Raw genomic sequence first — 8292 nt, forward strand, 5'->3', positions numbered from 1 at the left:
TATTTATGCATATTGCAACTTAATTAGAAGGAAGATGAACGATGATTAAAGGAATTGGTATCGATATTATTGAACTATCACGGATAGATGATTTACTAACTAGACAAAAGAAACTGATTGACCGCATATTGACCCCCAGGGAAAGGGATCGGTTTGAAACGCTTTCCGGTAGCCGCCAAGTCGAGTTTTTGGCGGGAAGATTCGCTGCCAAAGAAGCCTTTTCAAAAGCAATGGGTACAGGAATTGGAAAAAACCTGTCATTTTTAGATATAGAAATCTTAACGGATGAACTAGGGAAACCCTTTTTTAGAAAACCAGAGGTTCATGCTCACTTATCCATCTCCCATAGCAGAGACTATGCCGTCGCCCAAGTAATTATTGAAGAGGAAAAACCTTTATAAAAATAAACACTTGGCAACCTCATTAGCATATTCCGTAAGGTTGTCTCATATATTCATAGGGAAATAGGAGAGACAAGGTCAGCTATGGTCATTTTGGAAAGCACATTATCCACTGCCTGATCCCTGCCTTTCTCTTCTCCATAATCATATGAGACAAGAAGGGGTTGAAGGAATGAGGAAAAAGTTGTTGCTGCTTGCTTCGGGGCTGATGGTCATCTTTTTGCTGGCTGCCTGTGGTTCTAAATCACAAGATGATGTGGTGAAAGAGTTAAATGGAAAACTTGGGGACTTATCAGGATATAAAGTAAATGCCAAAATGACGTTAAAAATGGGAACTGATTCACAGGTTTATAACGTGGATATTTGGCATAAAGATCCTACTTTTTACCGGGTGAATTTAAAGAATGCCGGAAAAGATCAAAGTCAAATGATTCTAAGGAATGAGGAAGGGGTATTCGTCCTCACGCCTGCATTAAATAAGAGTTTTCGCTTCCAAAGTGATTGGCCGCAAAACAGCAGCCAAGCCTATCTATATGAATCACTGATTAAGGACATCATGGCAGATAAAAATGCCAAGTTCTCTACGACCAAGGATTATTATGTATTTGAAACCAAAACACGTTACCAAAATAATAGTATGCTGCCAACCCAAGAAATAAAGCTAAATAAAAGTGATTTATCACCGGCAGTCGTTAAAGTGATGGACCCTGACCGGAATGCCCTTGTAACGGTTGAATTTTCAAAAATGAATTTTAATGCCGACTTTAACAAGGACGATTTCGATATGAAAAAGAACATGACACGTGCCCAGCTTGGATTACCGGCAATGGCTAAGGCTAGCGATCAAGCGTTTACGGTAAAATATCCAACTGCAGAGATTTCAGGAACAAAATTAATTAAAGAAGATGATGTCAAGGTCCAGGATGGCAAGCGGGTTGTTCTGACCTATGATGGTAAAAAGTCATATACTCTTATTGAGGAAAAGGTCGCTGTTAAAGAAGCATCGATTACGCCTGAGGATGTAGACGGAGATTTAGTTGATTTAGGTGTAACCATTGGCGCTGTTTCTGACCACTCCATTTCCTGGACAAAAGACGGTGTTGATTACATGATTGCATCGAAAAACCTATCAAGGAATGAGCTTGTGGAAGTAGCAAAATCTGTCCAAGGTGATGCAGTGAAATAAAGATAAATAACATCGCAGGCTCTTTTAAAGGGGCCTGTTTTTCTTTATTTAAAATTGAAATTTGTCTAGCTCCAGCGCCTAGCCACTCGAGGTCGCGTTACGCCTGCCGATGAAGTCAAAGAACGGCTTCACCGTCAGCCCGCAAGCAGCTGTCGGGGCTGATCAAGTCGCTTCCGCTTTTCTAGTGAAAAGGAGTATAATAATTTTATGATAAAATGAATCAATAGTTTATTCTGAAGTTTAGGAAGTGGAACCATGGAAGAGCAAGGCTTTTTCTACAGAGATACATGGGCGGAAGTGGATTTAGATTGTATTCTCTCAAATGTTGCCTCTGTTAAAAAACTTTTGCCACAAGATGTGGATGTTATTGCAGTTGTTAAAGCAAACGCATATGGCCACGGAGATATTCAGGTAGCAGAAACAGCACTTGAAGCCGGGGCAACTTATTTAGCAGTTGCTTTTATGGATGAAGCAATTGCATTACGGAATAAAGGGATTAATGCTCCAATCCTTGTCCTGGGTGCAACCAGAGCAGAGGACGTCCCTATCGCCGTCAGCTACGGTATTACGCTCACAGTTTTTCAACAGGAATGGCTGCAGAAGGCGAAAGAACATTTAAAAGCGAATGATCAGGTTTCTGTCCATATTAAGCTTGATACCGGAATGGGGAGAATTGGTATTCGGAGCAAGGAAGAATTAGCTGAAATCGAGCAAATGATTCTGGAAGATAATCGCTTTTACCTCGAAGGAATCTATACTCATTTTGCTACCGCGGATGAACTGGATCAAACTTATTTTCAAACCCAATTAGAAATGTTTCAAGAGTTGCTCAGTGTACTAAAAAGACGCCCAAGGTATGTTCATAGCAGCAATAGTGCGGCTGCGATACGTTTTCCCAATGCCTATTTTAATGCGGTTCGTCTCGGTATTGCGATGTATGGATTAACACCTTCTCTTGAAATGGAAAAAGAAATTCCCTTCGAATTAAGGGAAGCCTTTTCACTTAAATCAAGGCTTGTCCACGTTAAACAGCTTCAAAAAGGCGATAAAGTCAGTTATGGAGCCACATATGAGGCAGAGGGCGGGGAATGGATTGGTACCCTTCCGATTGGATATGCGGATGGGTGGATTCGTAAGCTGTCGGGTCTGAAAGTGCTTGTCGACGGGAAGCGTTCGCCCATTGTCGGAAGGATCTGCATGGACCAATGCATGGTCTGGCTCCCTTATTATGTTCCTGTCGGGACGACGGTTACTTTAATCGGGGAGCAATCAGGTCAATTCCTATCAATTAATGAAATTGCTGAAAAACTGGATACAATTAATTACGAGGTCCCCTGCATTATTGCCCATCGCGTACCACGTCTTTACAAAAAGGGTGGCAAAATAACCGTTTTAAAAAATTATTTACTTGAAGAAAAATAGGATTAAATGGCTGAAATCTAACATAATTATGATATTGCGGATGTTTCGTGCATAAAAGCAGCTTTTATTGGCTTATAATACAGTAGTATTATAATTAGTCTATGCATTTAGTTTGATTAGTGTTATTATTGAATATGGTACAGATAAAAAATGGTGTGTAGTGATGGTGGAGGTGTATGTTTGTGTCTGAATCTGGCGCAACTACGGAAATCTTAGTGAAATTACCGCAACATCTTTTAACCGAATTAGATGGTTTTGTGAAGCAGGAAAATGTCAATCGCAGTGAATTTATTTACCAAGCTACAAAAATGTATTTGCGCGAACGAAAAAAGAGACAGATTCGCGAATCCATGAGACGTGGATACATGGAAATGGCAAAGATAAATTTAAGGATTGCATCGGAAGCATTTCAAGCAGAATATGAGGCAGAACACACAGTAGAACGTCTTGTTAGCGGAGGATAATCCTTTGATTGTCAAGCGTGGTGACGTATATTTCGCGGACCTATCCCCAGTTGTTGGTTCTGAACAAGGCGGCGTCCGTCCTGTACTTGTCATCCAAAACGACATCGGGAATCGGTTTAGTCCCACAGTTATTGTTGCAGCGATTACAGCCCAAATTCAAAAAGCGAAGCTTCCGACTCATGTTGAGATTGATGCGAAGCGGTACGGTTTTGAACGAGACTCAGTCATACTTTTAGAACAAATTCGTACAATTGATAAACAGCGGTTAACCGATAAAATTACCCATCTCGATGACGAAATGATGGAAAAAGTGGATGAAGCCTTGCAGGTAAGCTTAGGTCTCATCGAATTTTAGCATAAAGCACGCTCTTTCTTTAAAAGGGCGTTTTTTTATACATATCCCTGCCCTCATATTTCTGCTTAAGCAAGCTAATCAGCTTGCTTTTTTTTTATCGTTAAGGGAAATTTTCTAAACTTGTGGATAACTGTTCAGAAAATGTTTGTATATTATTTGTAAGAGTTAAGCTTTAAGGGGAGTCATGATGGGTTTTGAAAAAGCTTCTGATCGTTTTTCTTGACCTATACTGTGATAACATAAAAGAAACAGAGTAAAAAAGCAGCAGTTGTGGAGCAAGTCAGGGGACAGGAAAGTGTCTTTCATAAGGCTCCTAAAGACAAAATTCCACAAGCGAACATTGGAAATGTCCTTCAAAAGGTTCTTAAGGGAAAAATTCCTTATTAAAAGTGCTTGGTGGGCGAATTGCTCCATTAATGAAACAAGGAATTGGATTTGATACAATATGGAAAAAAGAAGTGGAGGATTATTTTGTGAATGATACAGTTGTAAAAGACGAACAACTTTACGGAAAAATAGCGGCAGAGCAGGCGATTACCTTTAAACAAGTAAAAAGTGTTATTTCATTATTAAATGAAGGGAATACGGTACCCTTTATTGCCCGCTATCGAAAAGAAATGACAGGCGCTCTTGATGAAGTTCAGATACGGAATATATTAGAACGCTGGCAGTATATTCAAAACCTGGAGCAAAGAAAGGAAGAAGTTCTCCGTATTATTGCCGAACAAGGCAAATTAACAGATGAGTTAGCCAAAAAGATTACCACTGCTGAAAAACTTCAGGAAGTCGAAGATTTATACCGTCCATATAAACAAAAGAGACGGACAAAGGCGACGGTTGCCAAAGAAAAGGGTCTTGAACCGTTAGCGGAATGGTTATTAACTTTTTCTAAGGAAAGCATCGAAGAAAAAGCAAAGGAATTTTTATCCGAAGAAAAAGAAGTTCTTACGATTGAGGAGGCTGTTGCAGGGGCAAAAGACATCATTGCTGAAATGGTTTCCGATGATGCGGAAGGCCGTAAATGGATTAGGAAAGAGACCTTCAAGTCAGGTACTGTAGCCTCTACAGTGAAAGAAGAGGAAAAGGACGAGAAAAAGGTTTATGAAATGTACTATGAGTATGAGGAGCCTGTAAACAAAATTGTTCCTCACCGAAGCCTTGCTTTAAATCGCGGGGAAAAGGAAGAAATTCTGCGGGTTTCGATTAAGATGAATATGGAATTAATCCTGTCCTATCTTTCGAAAAAATGGATTCGCAATCAGTATTCACCTGCAGCGGCACTTGTTTTAGAAGCAATTGAAGATAGTTATAAAAGACTTATTCAACCCTCAATCGAGAGAGAAATCCGCAGTGAACTAACTGACAAAGCGGAAGAACAAGCGATACATATATTCTCTGAAAATCTCCGTAATTTGCTGCTGCAGCCGCCGTTAAAAGGAAAAGTCGTGATCGGAGTGGACCCGGCATACCGGACAGGCTGTAAACTGGCAGTGGTTGATGAAACAGGGAAGGTTTTAAAAATAGATGTTATTTACCCGCATCCGCCTGTTAATAAAACAAAGGAAGCCAGAGAAAAATTTATATCTATCCTGCGAGACTATAAAGTGGAAATGGCGGCAATCGGTAACGGAACAGCTTCAAGGGAAACAGAGCAGTTTGTTGCTGATATTTTAAAAGAAATGAATGAAGAAATCTTTTACCTCATCGTTAATGAAGCGGGTGCGAGCGTCTATTCGGCATCGGATCTTGCCAGGGAGGAATTTCCGAATTTCCAGGTAGAAGAGCGAAGTGCGGTTTCAATCGCCAGACGATTGCAAGATCCGCTTGCTGAATTGGTTAAAATTGACCCTAAATCAGTGGGAGTCGGTCAATACCAGCATGATGTTTCCCAGAAGCGACTTTCTGAATCCTTGCATTTTGTCGTGGAAACGGCAGTTAACCGGGTAGGTGTAAATGTAAATACCGCCTCATCTTCACTTTTGCAGTATGTGGCAGGATTAACGAAAACAGCTGCAAATAATATTGTGAAAAAGCGTGAAGAGGAAGGGAAATTTACAAGCAGGATCCAACTAAAGAAAGTGCCACGTCTTGGTGCAAAGACATATGAACAGGCGATTGGTTTCTTGCGGGTGTTAGATGGAAAACAGCCGCTGGACCGTACGGGAATACACCCTGAAAACTACGAAGAAGTAAAAAAATTATTATCCAAGCTTGGTTTTTCAGGTGATGATTTGGGAACAAACGAGTTAAGGGAATCTTTAAACGGTCTAGATCTTAAAGTGACAGCAGAAGAGCTATCAATTGGAGAGCTAACGTTAAAAGATATTATCGATGCATTAGTTAGACCCGAAAGAGATCCCCGTGATGATTTACCTCGCCCGCTACTGAAAAAGGATGTTTTAAAATTAGAAGACTTAAAAGCGGGAATGGAACTTCAAGGTACGGTTCGAAATGTTGTTGACTTTGGGGCTTTTGTTGATATTGGTGTCAAACAGGATGGTCTTGTTCATATTTCAAAATTAAGCAATCGATTTGTTAAACATCCATTGGACATCGTATCTGTGGGAGATGTTGTGACGGTCTGGGTTGATTCAGTGGATATGAATAAAGGACGCGTCGCATTAACGATGCTGCCGCCGGGAGAATAATAAGAAACACTGCTTTTAGGAGCAGTGTTTCTTTCTGTAAAAAAACCAGCATTGGTTTAAAAGCTTTATTTGATAGCGGTCTTTCTCGTAAAAGGCTCTTTTCATTTGGTTTTGAAACCAAGTTGGCATTGTAAAACCTCCCGAAAAGTACTTCATTTAGGTATATACAATATATGCTATAATAGGTTGTCACGTTCTTCTAAGAAGTGAGGGGAGAAAATTGGAAGAGAAAGAGCTGCAGGAATTAGTGGAGAAATTATCATTCGAAGCATTTGGAAAGCCGTTTAGGCACGGGGCTTCGTTTAATTCCAAACTGCGAACAACAGGCGGAAGGTATCTATTAGGCACTCATAATATTGAAATCAATAAAAAATATTTAGAGCAATTAGGAGAAAGCGAATTAATCGGCATTATTAAACATGAACTTTGCCATTATCATCTGCATCTTGAAGGCAAAGGCTATCAGCATCGCGATCAGGAGTTTAAATCGTTATTAAAAAAAGTAGGGGCACCCCGGTTTTGCAGCTCGCTTAGAGAAATGCCGAAGAAACGCTCTTCTAAAAAGATCCTCATATATGAATGCACAAAATGTCATTTTCACTTCAAAAGAAAAAGGAGTATTGATACAAGTAGATATGTTTGTGGGAAATGCAGAGGGAAATTAAAGAAAATCAAAGAAATGCTCTTGGAGTAAGAATAAATTTTGGAAAAAATCTTTATCTAAAAATCATATTGACTTTATATTGTATCGTCATTATAATATGAAGAGTCGATAAGGTAATTGCCTATCTTATTGGTGAAAGTTGATATTATTCCGCAGTAGCTCAGTGGTAGAGCTATCGGCTGTTAACCGATCGGTCGTAGGTTCGAGTCCTACCTGCGGAGCCATATGGGGAAGTACTCAAGTGGCTGAAGAGGCGCCCCTGCTAAGGGTGTAGGTCGCGTAAGCGGCGCGAGGGTTCAAATCCCTCCTTCTCCGCCATATAAACGGCCCCTTGGTCAAGCGGTTAAGACACCGCCCTTTCACGGCGGTAACACGGGTTCGAATCCCGTAGGGGTCATTGGAATGGGGAATAGACAAAAAGTCATTTCCCGTTTCTTAATCAAATGTTTTGGTCTGGTAGTTCAGTTGGTTAGAATGCCTGCCTGTCACGCAGGAGGTCGCGGGTTCGAGTCCCGTCCAGACCGCCATTTCAATTGTTTTTTATGAAAACATAGTGATGTCGGAACATTTTACTACAGTAGCGATTCAGATAGCTATTCATTTGCAATTAAATGTTCCTGCGGTGAATATTCATGAAGTCTTCTTGGAGAAGTAATTCATGAAGTAATATCAATGGGCTATAGCCAAGCGGTAAGGCATCGCACTTTGACTGCGACATGCGTTGGTTCAAATCCAGCTAGCCCAGCCATTTTTTTATAATATTGAATATATGCGGGTGTGGCGGAATTGGCAGACGCACCAGACTTAGGATCTGGCGCCGCAAGGCGTGGGGGTTCGACTCCCTTCACCCGCACCAATTATTTACTCTTGAATAAATAGAAATAATCTGTTATGATTGTTTTTGTCGCTAATTTAAATGCGGTCGTGGCGGAATGGCAGACGCGCTAGGTTGAGGGCCTAGTGGGGGCAACCCCGTGGAGGTTCAAGTCCTCTCGGCCGCACCAAAAAAACCTTGACAAACCAAATTAGTTTTGGTAAACTATAAAAGTTGATTTAAAAAAATGCGCCCGTAGCTCAATTGGATAGAGCGTCTGACTACGGATCAGAAGGTTATGGGTTCGACTCCTTTCGGGCGCGCCATTATTTAACGGG

Annotated in this window: 8 protein-coding genes and 8 tRNA genes; 15 read left to right on the forward strand and 1 reads right to left on the reverse strand. The window is 40.7% G+C overall.

All coding sequences use genetic code 11. From position 1 onward, the window contains the following. Window positions 1-41 precede the first annotated feature (41 nt). The 6 genes from acpS (at window position 42) to J2S10_RS25965 (ending at window position 6476) form a co-directional block, all read left to right on the forward strand. The gene (acpS, locus tag J2S10_RS25940; RefSeq protein WP_307413870.1) at window positions 42-401 is read left to right on the forward strand and encodes a holo-ACP synthase; all 360 of its coding nucleotides are present in this window, start codon (window positions 42-44) and stop codon (window positions 399-401) included. Window positions 402-573: 172 nt separating this feature from the next. Next, window positions 574-1587 carry a LolA family protein gene (locus J2S10_RS25945; protein WP_307413873.1) on the forward strand — a complete coding sequence of 338 codons (1014 nt, stop codon included), beginning with the start codon at window positions 574-576 and terminating at the stop codon, window positions 1585-1587. Between the two features lie 255 nt (window positions 1588-1842). Then, on the forward strand, window positions 1843-3009 hold the full coding sequence (gene alr / locus J2S10_RS25950; RefSeq protein ID WP_307413876.1) for an alanine racemase: 1167 nt from the start codon (window positions 1843-1845) through the stop codon (window positions 3007-3009). Window positions 3010-3191: 182 nt separating this feature from the next. Then, on the forward strand, window positions 3192-3473 hold the full coding sequence (locus tag J2S10_RS25955; RefSeq protein WP_071354167.1) for a CopG family ribbon-helix-helix protein: 282 nt from the start codon (window positions 3192-3194) through the stop codon (window positions 3471-3473). 4 nt (window positions 3474-3477) lie between these two features. Continuing rightward, window positions 3478-3828 (forward strand): type II toxin-antitoxin system endoribonuclease NdoA, encoded by a 351-nt coding sequence (ndoA, locus tag J2S10_RS25960; RefSeq protein ID WP_007083556.1) that lies wholly within the window; start codon window positions 3478-3480, stop codon window positions 3826-3828. 473 nt (window positions 3829-4301) lie between these two features. Then, entirely contained in the window at window positions 4302-6476 is a 2175-nt protein-coding gene (locus tag J2S10_RS25965) for a Tex family protein (RefSeq protein WP_307413880.1), read from the forward strand. A gap of 15 nt (window positions 6477-6491) precedes the next feature. On the opposite strand, the gene cmpA is transcribed toward J2S10_RS25965, so the two are convergent. Continuing rightward, window positions 6492-6605 carry a cortex morphogenetic protein CmpA gene (cmpA, locus tag J2S10_RS25970; protein WP_139311313.1) on the reverse strand — a complete coding sequence of 38 codons (114 nt, stop codon included), beginning with the start codon at window positions 6603-6605 and terminating at the stop codon, window positions 6492-6494. 91 nt (window positions 6606-6696) lie between these two features. Here cmpA and J2S10_RS25975 point away from each other — a divergent pair, with 91 nt between their 5' ends. The 9 genes from J2S10_RS25975 to J2S10_RS26015 all read left to right on the forward strand — a co-directional run bounded on the left by J2S10_RS25975 (window position 6697) and on the right by J2S10_RS26015 (window position 8280). Beyond that, the gene (locus J2S10_RS25975; protein WP_307413883.1) at window positions 6697-7170 is read left to right on the forward strand and encodes a SprT family protein; all 474 of its coding nucleotides are present in this window, start codon (window positions 6697-6699) and stop codon (window positions 7168-7170) included. Between the two features lie 119 nt (window positions 7171-7289). Next, window positions 7290-7364 (forward strand) — tRNA-Asn (locus J2S10_RS25980). Window positions 7365-7367: 3 nt separating this feature from the next. Then, a tRNA-Ser gene (locus J2S10_RS25985) sits at window positions 7368-7458 on the forward strand. A 7-nt stretch (window positions 7459-7465) separates the two neighbouring features. Next, window positions 7466-7537: transfer RNA gene (locus tag J2S10_RS25990), tRNA-Glu, on the forward strand. Between the two features lie 53 nt (window positions 7538-7590). Beyond that, a tRNA-Asp gene (locus J2S10_RS25995) sits at window positions 7591-7667 on the forward strand. Between the two features lie 146 nt (window positions 7668-7813). Then, window positions 7814-7888, forward strand: a tRNA-Gln gene (locus tag J2S10_RS26000). Window positions 7889-7911: 23 nt separating this feature from the next. Next, a tRNA-Leu gene (locus J2S10_RS26005) sits at window positions 7912-7996 on the forward strand. A gap of 62 nt (window positions 7997-8058) precedes the next feature. After that, a tRNA-Leu gene (locus J2S10_RS26010) sits at window positions 8059-8144 on the forward strand. 59 nt (window positions 8145-8203) lie between these two features. Continuing rightward, window positions 8204-8280, forward strand: a tRNA-Arg gene (locus tag J2S10_RS26015). Window positions 8281-8292 lie beyond the last annotated feature (12 nt).

The organism is Neobacillus ginsengisoli, assembly GCF_030813055.1.

Bases quoted from the DNA above. Each gene is read 5' to 3' on its own strand.
- acpS (WP_307413870.1), top strand. From the start codon at position 42: ATGATTAAAGGAATTGGTATCGATATTATTGAACTATCACGGATAGAT.
- J2S10_RS25945 (WP_307413873.1), top strand. From the start codon at position 574: ATGAGGAAAAAGTTGTTGCTGCTTGCTTCGGGGCTGATGGTCATCTTT.
- alr (WP_307413876.1), top strand. From the start codon at position 1,843: ATGGAAGAGCAAGGCTTTTTCTACAGAGATACATGGGCGGAAGTGGAT.
- cmpA (WP_139311313.1), bottom strand. From the start codon at position 6,605: ATGCCAACTTGGTTTCAAAACCAAATGAAAAGAGCCTTTTACGAGAAA.